Origin of the sequence: Bordetella genomosp. 2 (genome assembly GCF_002261345.1) — a bacterium.
In the GTDB taxonomy this organism is placed as follows: Bacteria; Pseudomonadota; Gammaproteobacteria; order Burkholderiales; family Burkholderiaceae_B; genus Bordetella_A.
Map to the genome: position 1 here is coordinate 54,243 of NZ_NEVT01000008.1, position 19,911 is coordinate 74,153.

Genomic DNA, 19,911 nt, shown 5'->3' on the forward strand with positions numbered 1-19,911 from the left:
GCCAAGTTTGCTCAAGTCTGCACAGTTGTGGAATATTATGACAATATGAGGCAGTAAACCAAGCGGAGCGCAGATGACATGGGAGAGCTGATGAGCGACCAGCCGGACGAAATCCTCACCATCGACGAGGTGGCCGCCTACTTAAAGGCAGGCAAGCGCACGGTCTATCGCCTCGCGGCGAGCGGCAAACTCCCGGCGTTCAAGCTGGGTGGGACGTGGCGCTTCCGGCGCGGCGACCTGGACCAGTGGATCGCCAGCCGCATCGGCAAGGCGATGGTGGATGATGGCGAGGGGGTGGAATGACCAGCAGCGCCGCCGCCCTCCAATCGAAGGCCAACCCACAGCAGCTCGAAGCCATCCTGGCCACCGATGGCCCGGTGCTGATCATCGCCGGCCCCGGCTCTGGGAAGACATTCACGCTGGTCGAGCGCATCGTCTATCTCATCACCCACAAGGGCGTCGCGCCCGAGTCGCTCTTCGTCGTCACCTTCACCGACAAGGCCGCGCGCGAGCTGACGACCCGCATCTCCAATCGGCTGAGCGATCTGGGTATCAAGTTCAACCTGAACGAGATGTACCTGGGCACATTCCACTCCATCTGCCTGCGGCTGCTGGAGGACTTCCGCGAATTCACCCGCCTCAAGCGCAGCTTCACGCTGTTCGACCAGTTCGACCAGCAGTACTTCCTCTACCAGCACATCAAGGACTTCCGCGAGCTGCCCGACGCCCAGCTTGTCATGGGCGACGACCAGACGGGCCGCTGGACGCAGTCGGAGAACCTGCTCAAGTGGGTCAACAAGGTCAGCGAGGAGGCGCTCGACCCCACCGCGTTGGCAGCGGCCCCAGAGCCAGAAATCCGTGCGCTGGCGGCGTGCTTTGCCAAGTACCAGGAATTGCTGCACGAGCACAACTGTCTGGACTTCTCCGGCATCCAGTACGAGGCCTTGCAACTCCTGGAGAAGCGGCCTGAAGTCCTCGCGGAGCTGCGCGAGAAGTTCTCGTACTTGATGGTTGATGAGTACCAGGACACCAACACCATCCAGGAGCGCATCCTTCTGTTGCTGGCCGGCGAGCGGCGCAATCTGTGCGTGGTGGGTGACGACGACCAGGGCTTGTACCGCTTTCGCGGGGCCACCATCCGCAACATTCTGGAGTTCCCCGCGCTGTTCGACGACGGCCAGTGCAAGCAGGTCAAGCTGACCGTCAACTACCGCTCGCACCCGGACATCATCCGCTTCTACAACGAGTGGATGCGCGAACAGACCTGGGACGACGGCACGCGCACCTTCCGCTTTGCCAAGCAGATCGTCCCGCGCGAGGACGACTTTCCCGATATGCCCACGGCGGTGCGACTGGCGGCCAGCGACGACAACGGCGACACCACCAACTGGCACGCTGAGGTGCTGGCCTTCCTCAACGGCCTGAATGCGTCCGGCAAGCTTTCGGACTGGAACCAGGTGGCCTTCCTGTTCCGCTCGGTGAAGAACGACAAGGTGGTGGCGCTCGCACGCTTCCTCGAAGCGCGGGGCGTACCCGTGTTCTCCCCCCGCTCGAACATGTTCTTCGAGCGCGAGGAAATCCGCCTGATGATCGGCGCGCTGATCTTCCTGTTCCCGCAGTTCCCCAAGGTGCGGGCGTGGGCCGAAGGCGTGCATCTGGACATCTGGGACTACTACGACCACCTTTGCTTCAAGCCCTTCACGGACGAGCTACGCAAGCCGGAGAACAAGCCTTTGCTGGATTGGGCGCGCCCGCTGGCCAAGCGCCACGTAGTGCTGACGCAGAACACCGACTACGCCTTCTCCGGCCTGTTCTACCAACTGCTCCAGTTCCCGCTGTTCTCGCGCTTCCTCACCGAAGAGGCAGTGCAAGGCGTGGACAAGGGACGCGCGGCGCGCAACCTCGGCACCTTCTCCAAGCTGCTCACTAAGTTCGAGTACCTGCACTTTGTCAGCGTGCTCAACCCGGATTTTCTGGAAAAGAACCTCCGCGACCTGTTCAACCAGTTCCTGCGCTTCCTGCAGGAGGGCGGTATCGGCGAGTACGAGGATGAGGCCGAGTACGCGCCCAAGGGCTGTGTCTCGTTCCTCACCATCCACCAGTCCAAGGGGCTGGAGTTTCCGGTGGTGGTGTGCGGCTCGCTGGAGGCCGTGCCAAGGAAGCAGCACACCGCGCTCGACGAGTTGTTGGAAGATGGCGGTTACCTGTCGAAACCCCGCTTCGAGCCGCTGGAGCACATCAAGCACTTCGATTTCCGGCGGCTGTTCTACACGGCCTTTTCGCGCGCGCAGAACCTGCTGGTACTGGCTGCGCAGGAGCGCAATGGCCGAGGACTGGGCAAGTCGCCGTCGAAGTATTTTGAGCGACTGTTTTACGAGCTGCCCAGCTGGCGCGACATCGACCTGTCGGCGCTGACCTTCGAGGCGGTCAAGCAGATCAACCTCAAGCGCGAGTACTCGTTCACCTCGCACATCACCGTGTTCGAGAACTGCGCCGAGCAGTACCGTTTTTTCAAGGAGCTGGAGTTCGCGCCCATCCGCGAGAGCCCGATGCTCTTCGGTACTCTGGTGCACCAGACCATCGAGGACATCCACAAGACCGTCCTGCGCGGCGAAGAGCACACCATCACCCTGGACGCCATCCGGGGCTGGTTCTCGGCTAACTACGCGATGCTTTCCAAGAAAGAGCGCGTCTACCTCGCGCCCTCCTCACAGCAGGCGGCGCTACTGCACGTGCTGCGCTACTACGAGCGCGAGAACGGCAACTGGGATCGCATCAAGGAAGCCGAGGTCGAGATTTCGCTGGTCAAGGATCAGTACATCCTCAAGGGCAGCGTCGACCTGATCCGGGGCGAGAACGACACGGTCGAGATCATCGACTTCAAGTCGGAGAAGAAGCCCGACATAGAGAAGGATCGGGAGCGGCTGCGCCAGTACCAGCACCAGCTGGAGGTGTACGCCCACCTGGTGGAAGAGCGCACCGGCCAGAAGGTCAGCCGGATGCATCTGTACTACACCGGCGAGGACGGCGGGAACCCTTACGTCTCCTTCACCAAGGACGACCGCGCCATCGGCAAAACCATCGCGCGCTTTGACGACATCGTGGCGCGCATCGAGCGGCAGGACTATCGCATGGCCGCACGCCCGGCCAAGCTGTGCCAGAGCTGCGACATGCGCGCCTACTGCGACAACAAGAACTGGAAATTCAGGAAAAACGACCAATGAGCAAGAACACCCCTGCGCAGGAGTCCCTGCAACTGGCCACGCCCGATGGTGGCACCACCAACGTCGACAAGTACGAGTTCGAGCCGATCAAGGGCTACCCGATGCTCAACTGGCGCGGCAAGCGCCCGTTCACCTCGACGCAGTACTACCCGGCGCAGTTGAAGGAGGTCCACGGCGAGGAGGTGGACGGCTGGCGCAACAAGATTTTCTGGGGCGACAACCTTCAGGTGATGAGCCACCTGTTGAAGGAGTTTCGGGGCAAGGTTGATCTGATTTACATCGATCCACCGTTTGATTCCGGGGCTGACTACAAAAAGAAGGTGCAACTTGGTGGGAAGTCTACGACTACGGATCAGCCAGTTTTCGAAGAGAAGCAATACACGGACTTGTGGTCGAACGATGAATATCTGCAGTTCATGTTCGAGCGTCTAGTTTTGATGCGTGAGCTGCTCTCCAAGACCGGGAGCATCTATGTCCACTGTGACTCCCACAAATCGCATCATCTCCGCTGCATCATGGAAGAAGTGTTCGGTCAAGAGCACTTCTTAAACGATATCATTTGGTGCTATTCAGATGCCGCAAACAGCAAAAAATACTGGAACACAAAACACGACACGATTCTGTTCTTCAAGAAGTCAGAAGAGTGGACATTCAACTATGAAGCTGTGCTTCGGCCACACACTGAAGAAAACATAAAAAAGTACCGTTACGAGGATGAAAATGGGCGCTATAGGCTATTTGGGAAAAATGTAGCAGGAAGCCCTATCCAGTGGCATCGAGATGTAAGTCCTGAATGGGAAAAAACCAATCCTGAACTTGTCTTCAGGCATTACCTCAAGGAGGGTAGCCTCCCATTGGACTGGTGGAACATTAATCCGGTGAATCAAGCAGCAAAAGAGCGGACTGGTTATCCAACGCAGAAGCCAGAAGAACTCTTGGAGCGAATTCTCCTTGCCAGCTCCAATCCTGGGGGCATCGTCTTTGATTGCTTCATGGGATCAGGAACCGCTCAAGCAGCGGCAATGAAGCTCGGACGCCGCTTCATTGGTGCTGACATTAATTTGGGTGCGATCCAGACGACCACCAAGCGCCTGATCAAAGTGGCCGAAGAACTGCGCCAGAGGCCGCTTGACCAAGATACCAAGTACTACACCGGCTTTGAGGTCTACAACGTCAACCACTACGACATCTTCCGCAACCCGGTGCAGGCCAGGGAGCTGCTGCTGGAGGCGCTGGAAGTCCAAAAGCTGGAATTCAGCACCGTGTTCGATGGTGAGAAGGACGGACGCATGGTCAAGATCATGCCCGTCAACCGCATCGCCACGCGCGCCGACTTGAACGAGCTCATCGCAGGCTTTGACTACAAGGCCTGGGAGCGCAAGCAGAACGAGAGCCCGAACCGCCCCGTCGAGAAGATCACCCTCGTCTGCATGGGCCACGAGCCGGACTTGGCCGCGCAGCTGGAGCTGGCCGCAAAGCCCTTCAAGATCGACGTCGAGGTGGTGGACATCCTGCGCGACAAGGCCAACCTGGAGTTCAAGCGCGACTCCGAGGCCAAGGTCGTGGTGAAGAACGGCGAGCTGGTCATCGAGCGCTTCTACCCGATGAACCTGCTGCAAAAACTCTCCTTGCAGAAGGAGTCGGTCGAGGACTGGAAGGAGCTGGTCGAGTCGGTGCTGATCGACTGGAACTACGACGGCGCGGTGCTGCAACCGGCGGTGGTGGACATTCCGGGCAAGAACGAGCTGGTCAAGGGCAGGTACAAGGTGCCGGAGGATGCAGGCACCATCCGGGTCAAGATCACCGACCTGCTGTCGGAGTCCTGGGAAGGGAGCGTGGCCCATGGCGACTAAACGCACAGCCACCTCGGCCAAGGCCAGCTCGTCCGGCGCGTCGCTGGACTTCGCCTTCTTTCGCTTTTTGTGGCAGTTCTACCAAGACAACCGAGGGGCGATCCGCTCGCACTACAAAGAGCTAACGCGCAAGTTCCTCGACTTCAACAACCCGGAAAAGAACCCCAAGGCCTTCCTGCGCCAGCCGCAGTTCGAGGCGCTGGAAACCTACGTTTTTCTCAAGGAGTTCCTCGACAACGCCAAGGTCGAGGAGATCTTCAAGGCGTGGTACGAGCGCAGCGGCAAGTTCGAGGGCCGCAAGTTCGGCTCCTTCCTCGGCACAGCCGGGCAGGAGATGTTCTCCTTCGACGAATCTGACGAGCTGGAACTGGATTCGTACAAGCGGCTGTTCGAGAAGATGCGCAAGAACTCGCGCGCCTACCCGAACTACATCTTCGCGCTGACGATGGGGACGGGCAAAACCATCCTCATGGCCACCTGCATCTTCTACGAGTTCCTGCTGGGCAACAAGTTCGAGAAGGATTCACGCTACTGCCACAACGCGCTGGTGTTCGCGCCGGACAAGACCGTGCTGCAGTCGCTGAAGGAGATCGAGTCGTTCGACCTGACCCGCGTGGTGCCGCCGGAGTACGTCAACTTCCTCACCACCCACCTGCGCTTCCACTACCTCGAGGAGGCGGGCACCTCACTCGACACGCTGGATCGCTCGCGCTTCAACATCATCGTCTCCAACACGCAGAAGATCATCCTCAAGCGCCAGCACAAGGAAAAGACCTCCGTCGACAAGCTGTTCGGTGCGACCGGCGAAACCCTCGCCGCCACCGGCGTCTATGCCGACGCCGCCGACCTCTACAACTTCGACCAGCCGGAAGAAGAAGGCGAGCTGACCACCAACCAGCGCTTCGAGAAACTGCGCCGTCTGGAGCAGCTAGGCATCTACGTGGACGAGGCCCACCACGCCTTCGGCAAGGCACTGGCCAAGGACATGGGCGTCGGGGCCAAGGAAACCGACACCAGCCTGCGCACCACCATCGACATCCTGGCCGCCAGCCTGAACGCGGCGGGCACCCGGGTGGTGGCCTGCTACAACTACACCGGCACGCCCTACGTGGGGCGCGAGGTGCTGCCCGAGGTGGTCTACGCCTATGGCCTCAAAGAGGCCATCGACAAGGGCTTCCTCAAGAAGGTGACCCTGCACGGCTACGCCAACACCCGCACCGACGAGTTTGTCGACATCGCCATCGAAACCTTCCTGAAGGAAACGGGTGACTTGCGACCGGAAGGGCTGCTTCCCAAGCTGGCCTTCTTTGCAGCCACCATCGACGAGCTGACCGGCGAACTGCGCCCAGCGGTGGAGCGTGCGCTGCTCAAGCACGGCATTCCGACCTCGCGCATCCTGGTCAACGTGGGCGACGACAAGCTCACCACCAACGACGACATCCGCGAGTTCAACCGCCTGGACACCGAAGGGTCGGAAAAGCAGTTCATTCTGCTAGTCAACAAGGGCCGAGAAGGGTGGAACTGCCGGTCGCTTTTCGGCGTAGGGCTGTTCCGCGAGCCCAAGTCCAAGGTCTTCGTTCTGCAGGCCACGATGCGCTGCCTGCGCGCCATCGGGCAGGCCCAGCACACCGGCCATGTATTCCTCTCGGACGACAACCTCAACACCCTGAACGACGAGCTGCAACAGAACTTCCGCATCAGCGCCGACGAGCTGCAGAAGACCGGCAAGGACAAAGAGCGCGTCGAAGTGCGCGTGGTCGAGCCACCGGTCAAGATCAAGCTGGTGCGCGTGCGCAAGCAGTACCAGGTACGGGAGAAGCAGATCAATGCCGGACTTTCGCTGGGAATCAATCGTTTTGATCCAGTGGGGTGGTCAGACCTAGTCGAGAAGTACCGACTGATCTCCACGGTTCAGGAAGGACTCATCGCTGATCAGGCCAAGATTTGGACCGTAGAACATACCCAACGGCGTACGAAGCGGCAGTTCTCCCCATTGACGCTTGTGGCGGAGATCTCGCGCTACCTGAACCGCCCACCGCTGGAGATTGAACAAATCCTTGAGTCGACCAAAGAGGGTCTTGGCGAACTGGTAGCTGTGACCAATGAGTTCAACGAACTGCTGTATGACGAGATCATCCCGCGCCTTTTCCGCCAGCTCTACGACCTAGACGAATCACAGCAAACCGAGGAGCACGAGGTCGAGTTGATCAAGATGCCCCCGAACGGCTACTACGAGGTGACGGCAGCCAAGGACAAGATCGTCCGGATGCACGACCCGCAGATCAAGGACGACGAGCGCGCCAAGAGCTTCCACCTCGACACCTACTGCTTCGACTCCGGCTCGGAAAACTGGCTGTTCTGGGATCTGCTCCGCGAGCAGCGGGTGAAGAAAATCTACTTCACCGGGATGCTGACTCACGGCCAGTCTGACTTCTTCATCCAGTACATCGACCCGGATTCGCGCACTGTTCGCAGCTACTACCCCGACTTCATCTTCCAGCGCGAAGAGCCGGATGGCAGCCTGAAGTACGTGATCGTCGAGGTAAAGGCCGACAACCAAATCGAAGATGCCGTGGTGCAGGCCAAGAAGGACTTCGCCCAGCAGATCGCGGTGGCAAGCGGAATGGAGTACCGAATCCTCAAGTCGTCCGATGCGGACAAGCGACACTTTAGAGTGTTGCTCTAAAGAACACGTTACTCAGGGAACCAATAATGGCGACTTCATTGCCCCAAAAGAAACTCTCGAAGTCCAAACTCTCGCTATATCTGCGTACGCAGTGCGACAAAGAGCTGTACTTATCGTTGTTTAACGTGAGCGCACAGGATATGGCCGCGGCGGGATTGCCCGCACCGCTGAAATCTAGACCAAACGTGCAGCTAGTAACCGGTGCCGGAAACGCATTTGAGAATGCTCAATTTCAGATGCTTGTGGCCAGATTAAGCGGGCATGTCCGTCACGCGCCAAGTTTTAACGATATTGACCTCTTAGTAGAGCTACCTACCATTACCTCTCCAACTTTGTGCATTCAACCCGCAATTGAGCCGGAGGCATTCCGGACAAATCTGCTGAACAATCTTGGTGTCTCGTCGGCAGATCAAGCCTCCATCCCTGTAATAGCAGGGATGCGTCCCGACCTTATTCTGGTGGATCAACCAGTGGTGGGTGACTGGGAGGTGCTGCCAAACGGAAGTCGGAAACGCATCGATTCCACAGAGTCGAGGCAAGCGCTATCGGTAATCGACCTGAAGAATGTCACGGAAGGCAACGCTAGCTACGCTGCTGAAGTCTGTCTTTATGCTGTGGTTCTTGCGAACTGGCTTGTCCATCACGGATTGACAGGCAAGTACTACATTTCCGAAAAAATATACCTCTGGACGACACCGTTCCTCGCGGAGTTTGAAGGGCTGTTCAAGGCAGCTCCGACCACGCCAAAACCCGCGCTTATCGCGGCCCTGCGAAAGGATCTCGAACGCGAAGCCGTCGATTTCCTTCAGTTTGTACCAAGCGTAAAGAAGTTCTTTGCTCAAGATGTGCCGCGTGTTGTGTCGCGTGGCGACACACTCGGGTGGCAAGCGGTTGATATCCACGTTGGCAGCCGCTGCAATGCATGTGATTGGCTTGGAAATCGCGATTGGTTATCGCCAGTTGATCAGGCTTTTTATGACGCCAACCCCAATCATTACTGTGTGCCTTCTACCAAGGCTTGCGGGCATCTGAGTCAAATCGCGAATTTATCTCGAGGCGCGAGAAAGGTTCTTGAAGCAAATGGCACAAAGGACATTGCTTCACTCCAAGCATTACCCGCCACTGACCCGATTCTATCTCGGCACTCGTTTCTCAAAAAGCATAGGAACGGTCTTTCGGGTAAGGCGGGATCTCTAATTACCAACACAAGCAGTCCGGGATTAACTTCCAAGGTTACTTCGCTCGCAAAAGGGGTGGAGCTCCGAGCATGTGCTGCTGTCACTTTTGATTCCTCTGCTGGGAGGTTAACTGGCATTGGCCTTCGTGCGGATGTTCTTCCACCCTACGGACATGCGGCGGCCCTAAAGCATCTTAAATATGTGGCGTACATGGTGGAGCGCAACACCGACGACGCAGAATGGATCGTTCTAAAACAATTCATTGATGATTTGGTCGACAGCGCAGTGCAAGCCGCCAAGCATTTAGATCCTGGAAATGCGAAGCCAAAGTTACCATACGCGCAGGTCTATTTTTGGGAATACCGACAGTACGAAGAACTTTGCAAAGCCTTCGGACGACATCTTCCGCGAATCCTGTCTTTGCCCGACAGTAAACAGCGAGCTCTTGCCTGGCTGTTTCCGTCAGATGATCTTCTCGAAAGAGACGACGGTGCGATTTCCCCTGCCATTGTCTTTGTGCAAGATATTGTCGAACGGGCGATGAACCTACCTGTTGCCCATGTCTACACATTGCTGGCAACGGTTGCTGTGTACCACCATCCTAAACTGCCGCCTATCTCTGGTGTGGATACCTTTTACTCTGAGCCCTTGTCAAACGGGATTCCACGTGAGCGTACATTCGAAATTTGGACAAATACATCTGGCGTAGTCCAATGGGGCAAATCTCACTCTCTACCACTATCAAAGGCGGTGGACCGATATTGCAGCCACTTGAAGGTACTCGCCTACAGTCTCAATTCAATTGTTGCAAAGCTTGATCAAGATTTCAGATCGGCGCTTAAGGGCAAAGCCAAACGACTCGAGTTATCTGGTATCGGCACCAAGAAAGGACTCGCTTTCGATTCTCAGTTGTGGGCTCAATGGAGCTTATTGGAACACGCCACGGCATCGACAGAAGCCGGAGCCGCTCTGGGTGCGTCACATGAAGAACTTGAGGCAAGATACGAAGCTATTGTTCTGACTAATATGCTGGCGAACCTTGGAGGTAATCGCTATCGATTCAAGGTGAGCAGTGACTCTCTCGAAGCAAAATTCGATGCCCCTGACCGCTTCCTCACCATCGGCGTTGTTAGCCGCCCAGGCTTTCCTCTTGAGAACGGATATTCTCTTAATCTGACATCCATTGACCCTTTACTGCAGCCACAAGAGTTGCGCCCTGCGATGCACAAAATTATCAAAGCATCGCTATTGGTGTTTGATCGTGCAGCGGGCGAGGCTGAGGTGGAAATTGCTCCCGCCTATACCGGTGCTGCATCAGCTTTCAATGCGGCAATCAATCCCAAAGTCGTCAATATTGCCACCGAGCAACTCTATCTTGTCAAAGGTGCACCTTGGGACGGAACGGAAGAAATAAAGGAAGTTCTCGATGCAATCGGTGATCCAAAGCACGCCAAGCCAGATCCGAACGCGATTCGTGCACTTGGCAAGCTAGGCAAGACTATCAAGCCAGGAGCTGACGCACCAACAACCGCTTCTCGCGTTCTATGGGATGCGCCGACTCTTTCAAAGGCGGCATACCGTCCGATTGCAGCGGCAAAGACTCTCGCTGCCGATGCCTGCAAAATTGCATTGAAGCCATTAAACCCAAGCCAAGTAAGTGCCATAGAGGGAGCTGCCAAAACGTGCCTCAGTCTCATTTGGGGGCCACCAGGTACCGGTAAAACGGATACCCTAGCAGCGCTGCTTCACGCGGTTGTTCGCGAGGCAATTTCTCTCGGAAAAGGGGTAAAAATTCTCGTTACTGGGCCAAATTACCGTGCTGTAGAAGTATTAGCGGATCGCCTACTTGAACTGTTGGCCAAAGATCCTTCAGCGATCTGCGATTTCTTTCGCGCCTATTCAAAATCACGCGAACTGCCGCCTTCGCCAAGGCTACCGCCACATATCAATGGTCAGAATGTCTCGCTGCAATCTTCTGCCGCTGGCTATAGTGATCTGAGTACAAGCCTAAAGGCAAACAATGTTATTACACTGGTCGCCACATCGGCGCATGCAGCTAAGAAGGTGGCGGCTCTCGCAAACTCTCACGACGTTTTGGCGCCAGTCTTCGACATGGTCGTAATTGATGAGAGTTCCCAAGTTCCTATTACTCTGTCTTTGTTACCTATATCGACACTAAAGGCCGAAAGTCAGCTTGTAGTTGCGGGTGACCCGCTGCAGATGCCTCCAATAGCTAGCCTTGATCCTCCGATTGGATCGGAATATCTCGTTGGGAGTATTCATGCCTATCTCAAGGAACGATTCAAACTTGCACAGCTTGAGCTGCTGGAGAACTATCGCTCAAATCAATGCATAGTTGACTACGCTCTCACACTAGGTTACCCCCCAAAGCTGCAAGCTGCTCGCCCGAATCTGAAATTGAAGGAGATAATGCCGCGAGCAGCTGCTTTGACCTCATTGCCCACATCGCTGCCTTCTTCGACTGCGTGGGAACAATTGCTTGATCCCGATAAGGCAGTTTGCACTCTCATTCACGAGGACGAAACTGCATCACAAGCAAATCCGGAGGAGGCCAAAATGGTTGCCGCTCTGGTGTGGGGACTGTACCGCGCAATGTCTGTCGAACTTGAGCCACTGACGGCCGGGAAAACCCATCAAGCACCCACGGAGCATGAACTGTTCGAGCGGGTAGTTGGAGTCGTTACACCGCACAAGGCTCAGCGAGCGCTCATTCTCAATGAGCTAATGAATTTATTTCCTACTGTCAGCCGCGACGAGATGGCGAACGCGATTGATACGGTCGAAAAATTTCAAGGCGGGCAACGCCAGACCATCATCGTATCCTTTGGCGTTGGCGACGTCGACATTATTGAAGGCGAGGAATTCTTTCTACTTCAATTGGAACGCATAAACGTTTCAGTTTCGCGAGCAGAAGCAAAGTGCATCGTGATTCTCCCCAAATCGCTCGCATACCACTTGCCATCGGAGAAAAGGACAGTAAAGACCGCCAAGGCGATCAAGTCGTACCTTGAAACCTTTTGCAATCAACGCCAAATGCATTCGGTGAGCTTTTCTGGTGGCGCGACGCGAGATGTTGAGGTGCGTTGGCATCAATGATTTCTCGCTGCATTACTTAGGCCCGTTCGATATGAAAATCGAACTCAATGGCGGCGGCGGACTCGGCTTTCATTTGATCTGCTTGCCGCTTGCCGACATCGGCTGACTTTGCCGAGCGCGTAGAAACCAAGCGCCAATTGATTCCAGATTCCTCCAAAGAGTCCCTGAAGAGTTTTTTTGCATCAACCAACGCTGACGGAATTATTCCGAATCGGATGTACATATGGAGCGACTCGGAGGACGAAGCAGTATTGGCAATATTGCGCCAAACCTTTCCAAGCGAAGCTGCAAATGCCTGTTGCCCACCGTGATCAAGTTGCGGGCCAGCTGAATAGTCAATGGAACTGGGGCCGCCAAGAAACCAATTTCTCAACCATTGGTCCTGAACATATGTCCGCATTCCGTAGTATGGAGGAGAAGTGATTACAACCGAGGGCGCTTTGTTAATCGACTGAAATAACTCTTCCGACTGAGCGTCTCCATGTATGACATGAGATATCGGACATGGGGAGGCTTGATCAAGTCCAGCCAACCGCTCTATCTTTCGACGCAATACTCGGAGTACATCAATCTTTGGGGCTTTGAGGTCGCGTTCCTTCCAGAATCGAACAGCGTAGTCCGGTTTTGACGCGTAAGTCCTTGGCATTTGGTTTGAAAAGTAGCCCGCGCTCTCAAGATGCTTGGGGAGTGGGCCGTGCAAACACCCCAGTGCGGCAGCACGCAATATGGACGACGCATCCGTTTCATTTCCGAGTCCAAGCAATCCTTCGCGCAGAGCGCAAATATCACGGAGCGTCGACCGGTGATACGCGGCACGGAAGAATGGAGTGTCTGGCAAGTCGGCTGGCTCGGCGTCTGCAATCAGTTCCGCAGCAAGCTTTAGAGGAGCCTCGATGTCGCAGCTCGCAAGCTTGGCTTTTGCAATAGCAACAGCAACAGGCGACGAATCAATACCCCAGGCAGAAAGTCCAAATTTTCGAGCAGAGAATAACGTGGTGCCCCGACCACAAAATGGGTCGAGCACAACTGGCTGTTCCTTTAGATGCTTTTTGAGCACCCTATTCGGATACTCAAGCGGAAACATCGTAAAGTAAGGGCAAATTGCGTTCAGCGCATTTTCTTTTTTGTAGGCTAGGGCCACGTTCTGAGTACTTGTGTTTGACATGAATTTTAGATATAAGGATTAGTCTACACGGCAATGGGTGCGTAGGGAACCATTGGCGGCGTTAGCTCTATCCGGAGTGTGTGCTTTGTGCAAGGTTATCCCTTCCAACAGCAGTCTGCGGCAGTAGCTCCATTCAACGACCTGGCCGCTGTTGAAGAGAACCAGCATGGTGCAGAGCATGGCAAGGGTCATGCTCTGCGACAGATCCGGCAGAAAACGCTGTGCTTGCTCGGTTTCCTCGCTATGCCCTGCATCAGTTTGGGCGATTTTCTGAAAGTCATTGTTGATTTTGCAGACGACCCCCAGTTTGCCCAATTGCTTCAGCAGGCTCGCACCCTGCAGACGTAGCAAAATCCGCTCAGACGTGCTGGTAGACGTCTGCCGCATCCCGCCTATCAGGCCATCAACTTGGGCAGCCAGCTGTCGCATCAGTTTCTTTTGCTGTTGCAAAGGCATGCTGTGTTGAAAGGCATCATCGAGCAGCAGCTCATCTATTTCCGAAAGCAGTGCAATGCTATTGGCAACCCGGCGATAACTGTCGGCCAGTTTTTCGAGCTTGCGTATCCGTGAGCTATGTGTCTCCACCGAACAGTTGTTGGTGCCGAAAAAGGTGAGTGCAGCTAACTCCTCAAAGAAGCTCGACTGAATTTCGTGTGGCAGCGCCTTGAAGTCGCGATGTTGCTGAATTTTTGCAATCAGGCGCTCCCTGAATAGTAAGCGTCCTGCCTCCGTGTCGGGCAGGTACTCACTGTGTTTTACTGACTTCACCTGTGCTCTCCCGCTTCCAGAGTTCAAGCTTGTCCGCCCATGCCTGCATCATGCCCCGCCGCTCTTCGAGGTAGGTGGCATGGTTGTAGGTGCGGCGTACCGAGTTGGGTTCCGAATGGGCAAGCTGCGCCTCAATGGCATCCGGGCGGTAGCCCATTTCGTTCAGCCGGGTGCTGCCCGTGGTTCTGGTGCCATGCGGGCTGTAGGTGCCGCTCCAGCCCAGCACCTTGAGCGCCTGCCGGATCGAATGCACTGACATCGGCCTGTTGCGGTCATCCCTGCCGGGGAAGAGGTGCGTCCGGTCGCCGCTAATGGCGCGCAGGCGCCGCAACATCTCTATGGCCTGCGTTGGCAGTGGCACCACATGCTCGCGGCGGGCTTTCATGCGCCGAGCTGGGATCGTCCAAAGCGCGGCATCGAGATCGAATTCAGCCCATTCCGCTTCTGCCGCTTCGCTGGGACGCGCCAGTGTCCACCACATCAACTGTATGCAGAAATTGACCTGATAGCCGCAACGGTGGTTGTCGAAGTCGCTGAGCAGCTTGCCGATCTGCGCGGTGGTCAGTGCCGTCTTGTGTTGCGTCTTGTTGGCGGGCAACGCCTTGCGGACGGGCCAGACGGGATCGTTGTCTGCCCGCAAGGTGGCGACGGCCAACTCGAAAATGCCGGACATGGTGCGCTTGGCTTCGGCGGCGACGGTCGGCGCACCGCGCTTTACGGTCTTGGTGAGGATGTCGAGAACGTGCGCGGGGGTGATGTCACGCACAGGTAGCTTGCCGATGCTGGGGAATACCACCCGCTCCAGCATGTCCAGGCGGCGTTTCTTGGTGATGTCTTCCCAGTCCCGCAGAGCCAGCCATTCTTTGGCGACCATCTCAAAAGTATTGGTGGAATCCTGTTCGCGCTTGAGGCGCTCAAGCTGCCGGTGCTGAACGGGGTTGATGCCCTGCTTGACCAGCTTCCGCGCCTCCTCGCACTTGTCCCGCGCTTCGGCCAGGCTGACGGTGGGGTAGTCGCCCAGCGCGAACCACGATCCCTTGCCACCCAGCTTGAAGCGGTAGCGCCAAGCCTTTACCCCATTGGGCTTCACTTCGAGGTAAAGGCCGCGAAGGTCATTCAGGCGGTAGAGCTGCTCCTTCGGTTTGGCAGCACGGCAGTGGGCATCTGTCAGCACGGTGTCACGAGATCGGCAATGAGGAACGACAGGAGGATCATATACACCTTCCGCCGCCTCGTCCAATCTTCATATACACCAGTATAGTCACTTTGCGCAGGCAAGGCCGAGCAACATCATGCAATCGTCAGAAACGAAAAACCCCGGATTTTCCGGGGTTCTAGCGTTTTTTCAAGACTTCAAAGCAATCTTATGAAATGCTGAGAAATGGCTCTCTAGGGTCAGACGTTGAACAGGAAATTCATCACGTCGCCATCCTGCACGACGTATTCCTTGCCTTCCGCCCGCATCTTGCCGGCTTCCTTGGCGCCCTGCTCGCCCTTGCAGGCGATGAAGTCGTCGAAGGCGATGGTCTGCGCGCGGATGAAGCCGCGCTCGAAGTCGGTGTGGATGACGCCCGCGGCCTGCGGCGCGGTGGCGCCGATGGGGATGGTCCAGGCGCGCACTTCCTTCACCCCGGCGGTGAAGTAGGTCTGCAGGCCCAGCAACTTGAAGGCCGCGCGGATCAAGCGGTTCAGGCCCGGCTCGTCCATGCCCATGTCGGCCAGGAAGGCCTGGCGGTCTTCTTCGGGCAGGTCGACGATTTCCGACTCGATGGCGGCGCAGATGGCCACCACCGGCGCATTGCGCGAGGCCGCGAAGGCGGTCAGGCGCTCCAGCAGCGGGTTGTCGGTGAAGCCGTCGTCGCTGACGTTGCCCACGTACATGGCCGGCTTGGCGGTGATGAAGCACAGCGGCTTGACCAGCGCGGCTTCCTCGTCGCTGAGATCGACCGAGCGCACCGGCTTGGCCTCGTTCAGCGCGGCGATGCATTTCTCGAGCACGGCCACCAGGCGCTGGGCTTCCTTGTCGCCCGAACGCGCCGTCTTGGAATGGCGATGCAGCGCTTTCTCGGCCGTCTGCAGGTCGGCCAGCGCCAGTTCGGTCTCGATGACCTCGATATCGGCGATAGGGTCGACCTTGCCGGCCACGTGCACCACGTTGGGATCTTCGAAGCAGCGCACCACGTTGACGATGGCGTCCGTCTCGCGGATGTGCGACAGGAACTGGTTGCCCAGCCCTTCGCCCTGGCTGGCGCCGGCCACCAGGCCGGCGATGTCCACGAATTCCACCGTGGCCGGCAGGATGCGCTCCGGCGAGACGATGTCGGCCAGCTGCTGCAGGCGCGGATCGGGCACCTCGACCACGCCGACGTTCGGCTCGATGGTGCAGAAGGGGTAGTTTTCCGCCGCGATGCCCGCGCGGGTCAGGGCGTTGAAAAGCGTCGATTTGCCCACGTTGGGCAGGCCGACGATGCCGCATTGCAGAGCCATGGAAATTCCTCGATGATCAAGACGGGGATTGTAGCCGCCCGGCCCGCCGGGCGCCGCCGCCCTACTTTGCCAGCCCCAGCACCAGCCAGATCAGCAGCATGGGCCCGGCGTTGAACAGGCCGTGCAGCGCCACCGACGCCCCGATGCCGCGCCGCACGCGGATCCAGCCCAGCACCAGGCCGGTGGCCCACTGCGGCAGCACCAGCAGCGGCAGCATCCAGTACGCGACGTCGGCCAGCACGAAATTGTTCAGGTGCACCAGCGCGAACGCCAGGCCGGACAGGTGGAACACCCGGCCGAAGTGCATCCGGTAATGGCGGCGCCAGGCCATCCGCGGGCGCGTGCGCGCCGCCCTGCCGCGCCGCAGCGGCAGGCAGGCCAGCAGCACCACGGCGGCCGCCCAGGCCAGCGTCCAGCCATGCACGCCCCACAGCAGCGGCGGCAGGATGGCGGGGCAGACCCATAACGCCTGCACGGGCCGCCGCAAGCCGTAGCGGAACAGCATTTCTTCGATCAGCGGCGCCCACAGCACCGCGGTCAGCCAGGGAATGGCGGACGGGTCCAGGCGATGCACCGCGCCGCCGGCGCCGGCGGCGGTGACCGCGATCGGCCCCAGGGCGAAGAAATTCAGGCCCCACAGCACCGCCGCCCAGCCCAGCAGCCGGCGCGGCGAGACGTCGGGCAGCCAATCGTTGCGCAGCTGGCTGGACGAACGCCGGCCGGGCAGGCGGCGCAGGTCGGGGGCGAACAGGAAACGCCAGAAATCGGCCAGTTCGTCGCGGAAGCGCGGCTTGCGGGGCGCGGCCGCCGATGTCGCAGCCATGCCGCTCAGGCCCCGTTGCCGCTGTGCAGCTGGCGCGTGGCCAGCGCGAAATCGCCGTCCAGCATGGCCGGCACCACGGCGCGGCAGCGCTGGATGACGTCGTCGATGGCGCCCTGTTCGTCGCGGCGCGGCGGGTGCAGCACGAAATCGGCCACCTGCTGCGCCAGCCCCAGCGTGCGCGGATGGCCGATGCCGATGCGCAGGCGCCAGAAATTGGGGCTGCCCAGGGCGGCCTGGATATCCTTCAGGCCGTTGTGCCCGGCATGCCCGCCGCCCTGCTTGAGCTTGACCTGGCCGGGCAGCAGGTCGAGCTCGTCGTGCAGCACCAGCACCTGCTCGGGCGCCAGCTTGTAGAAGCGCGCCAGCGCGCCCACGGCCTGGCCGGAGCGGTTCATGTAGGTGATGGGCTTGAGCAGCAGCACGCTGTCGCCGCCGCGCCGCGCCTTGGCCACCAGGCCATGGAAGCCTTTTTCCAGCGCGAAGCTGGCGCGCAGGTCGTCGGCCAGGTGGTCGGCCAGCCAGAAGCCGGCGTTGTGGCGGGTGGTTTCGTAGTCGGGCCCCGGGTTGCCCAGGCCGACGATCAGGCGGATGGCGGTAGACATGATGGGCATCTTTAAAACATAAAAAACCCCGCGCATGCAACTCGCATGCGCAGGGTTTCCGTTTTGGCGTCCGGCGCGGACCGGCGCCGCGGCTTAGGCGGCGGGGGTTTCGCCGGCCGGCGCGTCGCCTTCGTCGTCAGCGGACGCAGCACCACCGCCCTTGACCAGCGCCGAGGCCAGCACCGGGTTGGCGTCGCCGCCGTGCGCGACGTAGGTCACGCCCTTGGGCAGCTTGATGTCGGCCAAGTGGATCGAGGCGCCGCCCAGCAGGTTGGCTAGGTCGACTTCGATGAACTGCGGCAGCGCCGAAGGCAGGCAGGTGATTTCCAGTTCGGTCATCACGTGGCTGATGATGGCGTTGCTGAGCTTGACCGCCGGCGAGGTCTCGCCGTTGATGAAGTGCAGCGGCACCTTGGTGTGCAGGGCCTGGTTGGCGTCGACGCGCTGGAAGTCGACGTGCAGGACTTGCGGCTTGTAGGCGTGCCATTGAACCGCACGCAGCAGCACGGGCTCTTCCTTGCCGTCGAACTGCATCTGCAGGATCGAGGCGTGGAATTCTTCCTTGCGCAGGGCGTGGTAGATCTCGTTGTGGTCGAGTTCGATGTTCAGGGGGGCAGCCGTACCACCATAGACAATGGCGGGAACGCGGCCCGCGCGGCGCAGGCGGCGGCTCGCACTCGAACCCTGGACGCTACGCGCAGTGGCAGTGAATTTCATGGATGACTCCAGACAATCTGGCAGCGGTGAAGCTGCCGGCTAAGTTGCACGGCACGCGACATGCGTACCGTGTTGTTTGCCTGCCTGCCGCGACCAGCAGGCGGGCAAATTCGAAAATACGGGCTGCGCCGGCTCAGTCGACGAACAGCGAGCTGACCGATTCCGCGTTGGAAATACGCAGAATGGTTTCGCCCAGCAGCGCCGCGCACGAAAGCTGGCGGATCTTGCTGCTGGCCTGGCCTTGCTCGGACAGCGGGATGGTGTCGGTGACGACCAGTTCGTCCAGTTCCGACGCCTCGATGCGGTCGATGGCGCCGCCCGACAGCACGGGGTGCGTGCAATAGGCGTAGACGGCGCCGGCGCCGCGGTCTTTCAGGGCCTGCGCGGCCTTGCACAGCGTGCCGGCGGTATCGACCATGTCATCCATGATGATGCAGGTGCGGCCGTCGACTTCGCCGATGATGTTCATGACTTCCGACACATTGGCGCGCGGGCGCCGCTTGTCGATGATGGCTAGGTCGGCCTCGAGCTGCTTGGCCAGCGCCCGGGCGCGCACCACGCCGCCGATATCGGGCGACACGACCACCAGGTTGGCGAAATTGCGGCGCCAGATGTCGCCCAGCAGGATCGGCCCGGCGTAGATGTTGTCGACCGGGATATCGAAGAAGCCCTGGATCTGGTCGGCGTGCAGGTCCATGGTCAGCACGCGGTCGACGCCGGCGACCTGCAGCATGTTGGCCACCACCTTGGCCGAGATGGCCACGCGCGCCGAACGCGGGCGGCGGTCCTGGCGGGCATAGCCGAAATACGGGATGGCGGCGGTGATGCGGCCGGCCGAGGCCCGGCGCAGCGCATCGACCATGACCATGATTTCCATCAGGTTGTCGTTGGTCGGCGCACAGGTGGGCTGCAGCACGAAGACGTCCTTGCCGCGCACGTTCTCGTTGATCTCGACCATGACTTCGCCATCGGAGAAGCGGCCAACCGTCATCTTGCCCAGGGACATGTCGAGATGGTTGACTACGTCCACGGCCAGGCGGGTGTTGGCCGTGCCCGTGAAGATCATGAAGCTGTCGTTTGCCATGATGGAAGCTGCGATGGTCGATTAGGACGCGAACGTTTGCTGCGGCCGGCAAAACCGGCAAATAAAAAAGCTGCTGAACCATGGCCAGTGTCTGACAGGCGTGTTCAACAGCTTTTTTATTGATATTTGGTGGCTGGGGAGGAAGGATTCGAACCTTCGCATGCCGGAATCAAAATCCGGTGCCTTAACCAGCTTGGCGACTCCCCA

General features: G+C 58.6%; 13 protein-coding genes and 1 tRNA gene. 5 read left to right on the forward strand and 9 right to left on the reverse strand.

Going from position 1 to position 19,911, the window contains the following annotated elements:
- The first annotated feature begins 90 nt into the window (after positions 1 to 90).
- Genes mads1 through CAL24_RS19255 form a run of 5 tightly spaced genes read left to right on the forward strand, consistent with a single transcriptional unit; the run spans position 91 to position 12,058 of the window.
- Positions 91 to 303 (forward strand): methylation-associated defense system helix-turn-helix domain-containing protein MAD1, encoded by a 213-nt coding sequence (mads1, locus tag CAL24_RS19235; protein ID WP_094807850.1) that lies wholly within the window; start codon positions 91 to 93, stop codon positions 301 to 303.
- Positions 300 to 3,224 carry an ATP-dependent helicase gene (locus tag CAL24_RS19240; protein ID WP_094807621.1) on the forward strand — a complete coding sequence of 975 codons (2,925 nt, stop codon included), beginning with the start codon at positions 300 to 302 and terminating at the stop codon, positions 3,222 to 3,224. The genes mads1 and CAL24_RS19240 overlap by 4 nt, the downstream gene beginning before the upstream one ends.
- Positions 3,221 to 5,077, forward strand: a complete 1,857-nt coding sequence (locus CAL24_RS19245; RefSeq protein ID WP_094807622.1) for a site-specific DNA-methyltransferase — start codon at positions 3,221 to 3,223, stop codon at positions 5,075 to 5,077. The genes CAL24_RS19240 and CAL24_RS19245 overlap by 4 nt, the downstream gene beginning before the upstream one ends.
- Positions 5,067 to 7,763 carry a TnsA endonuclease N-terminal domain-containing protein gene (locus CAL24_RS19250; protein ID WP_094807623.1) on the forward strand — a complete coding sequence of 899 codons (2,697 nt, stop codon included), beginning with the start codon at positions 5,067 to 5,069 and terminating at the stop codon, positions 7,761 to 7,763. The genes CAL24_RS19245 and CAL24_RS19250 overlap by 11 nt, the downstream gene beginning before the upstream one ends.
- A 26-nt stretch (positions 7,764 to 7,789) precedes the next feature.
- Complete coding sequence (locus CAL24_RS19255; RefSeq protein ID WP_141218100.1) at positions 7,790 to 12,058, forward strand: DEAD/DEAH box helicase; 4,269 nt, start codon at positions 7,790 to 7,792, stop codon at positions 12,056 to 12,058.
- Positions 12,059 to 12,074: 16 nt separating this feature from the next.
- Here CAL24_RS19255 and CAL24_RS19260 read toward each other — a convergent pair whose 3' ends face one another.
- The 9 genes from CAL24_RS19260 to CAL24_RS19300 all read right to left on the reverse strand — a co-directional run bounded on the left by CAL24_RS19260 (position 12,075) and on the right by CAL24_RS19300 (position 19,911).
- A complete protein-coding gene (locus CAL24_RS19260; RefSeq protein WP_094807624.1) occupies positions 12,075 to 13,199 on the reverse strand; it encodes a DNA methyltransferase in 1,125 nt (374 codons plus the stop codon).
- A gap of 42 nt (positions 13,200 to 13,241) precedes the next feature.
- Positions 13,242 to 13,991 (reverse strand): hypothetical protein, encoded by a 750-nt coding sequence (locus CAL24_RS19265; protein ID WP_094807625.1) that lies wholly within the window; start codon positions 13,989 to 13,991, stop codon positions 13,242 to 13,244.
- On the reverse strand, positions 13,969 to 15,165 hold the full coding sequence (locus CAL24_RS19270; RefSeq protein ID WP_094807626.1) for a tyrosine-type recombinase/integrase: 1,197 nt from the start codon (positions 15,163 to 15,165) through the stop codon (positions 13,969 to 13,971). The genes CAL24_RS19265 and CAL24_RS19270 overlap by 23 nt, the downstream gene beginning before the upstream one ends.
- A 221-nt stretch (positions 15,166 to 15,386) precedes the next feature.
- Complete coding sequence (gene ychF, locus CAL24_RS19275) at positions 15,387 to 16,478, reverse strand: redox-regulated ATPase YchF (protein ID WP_094807627.1); 1,092 nt, start codon at positions 16,476 to 16,478, stop codon at positions 15,387 to 15,389.
- Between the two features lie 61 nt (positions 16,479 to 16,539).
- A complete protein-coding gene (locus CAL24_RS19280) occupies positions 16,540 to 17,310 on the reverse strand; it encodes a CPBP family glutamic-type intramembrane protease (protein ID WP_432759302.1) in 771 nt (256 codons plus the stop codon).
- The gene (gene pth, locus CAL24_RS19285; RefSeq protein ID WP_028352628.1) at positions 17,307 to 17,903 is read right to left on the reverse strand and encodes an aminoacyl-tRNA hydrolase; all 597 of its coding nucleotides are present in this window, start codon (positions 17,901 to 17,903) and stop codon (positions 17,307 to 17,309) included. Before pth ends, CAL24_RS19280 begins: the two co-directional genes overlap by 4 nt.
- Before the next feature lie 93 nt (positions 17,904 to 17,996).
- Positions 17,997 to 18,620 carry a 50S ribosomal protein L25/general stress protein Ctc gene (locus tag CAL24_RS19290; protein ID WP_028352629.1) on the reverse strand — a complete coding sequence of 208 codons (624 nt, stop codon included), beginning with the start codon at positions 18,618 to 18,620 and terminating at the stop codon, positions 17,997 to 17,999.
- Positions 18,621 to 18,753: 133 nt separating this feature from the next.
- Complete coding sequence (locus CAL24_RS19295) at positions 18,754 to 19,704, reverse strand: ribose-phosphate pyrophosphokinase (RefSeq protein WP_028352630.1); 951 nt, start codon at positions 19,702 to 19,704, stop codon at positions 18,754 to 18,756.
- A 130-nt stretch (positions 19,705 to 19,834) separates the two neighbouring features.
- Positions 19,835 to 19,911, reverse strand: a tRNA-Gln gene (locus tag CAL24_RS19300).

What these genes read in the sequence shown, in the direction of transcription:
- mads1 (WP_094807850.1), top strand. Translation starts at nt 91, where the DNA reads ATGAGCGACCAGCCGGACGAAATCCTCACCATCGACGAGGTGGCCGCC.
- CAL24_RS19240 (WP_094807621.1), top strand. Translation starts at nt 300, where the DNA reads ATGACCAGCAGCGCCGCCGCCCTCCAATCGAAGGCCAACCCACAGCAG.
- CAL24_RS19245 (WP_094807622.1), top strand. Translation starts at nt 3,221, where the DNA reads ATGAGCAAGAACACCCCTGCGCAGGAGTCCCTGCAACTGGCCACGCCC.
- CAL24_RS19250 (WP_094807623.1), top strand. Translation starts at nt 5,067, where the DNA reads ATGGCGACTAAACGCACAGCCACCTCGGCCAAGGCCAGCTCGTCCGGC.
- CAL24_RS19255 (WP_141218100.1), top strand. Translation starts at nt 7,790, where the DNA reads ATGGCGACTTCATTGCCCCAAAAGAAACTCTCGAAGTCCAAACTCTCG.
- ychF (WP_094807627.1), bottom strand. Translation starts at nt 16,478, where the DNA reads ATGGCTCTGCAATGCGGCATCGTCGGCCTGCCCAACGTGGGCAAATCG.
- pth (WP_028352628.1), bottom strand. Translation starts at nt 17,903, where the DNA reads ATGTCTACCGCCATCCGCCTGATCGTCGGCCTGGGCAACCCGGGGCCC.
- CAL24_RS19290 (WP_028352629.1), bottom strand. Translation starts at nt 18,620, where the DNA reads ATGAAATTCACTGCCACTGCGCGTAGCGTCCAGGGTTCGAGTGCGAGC.
- CAL24_RS19295 (WP_028352630.1), bottom strand. Translation starts at nt 19,704, where the DNA reads ATGGCAAACGACAGCTTCATGATCTTCACGGGCACGGCCAACACCCGC.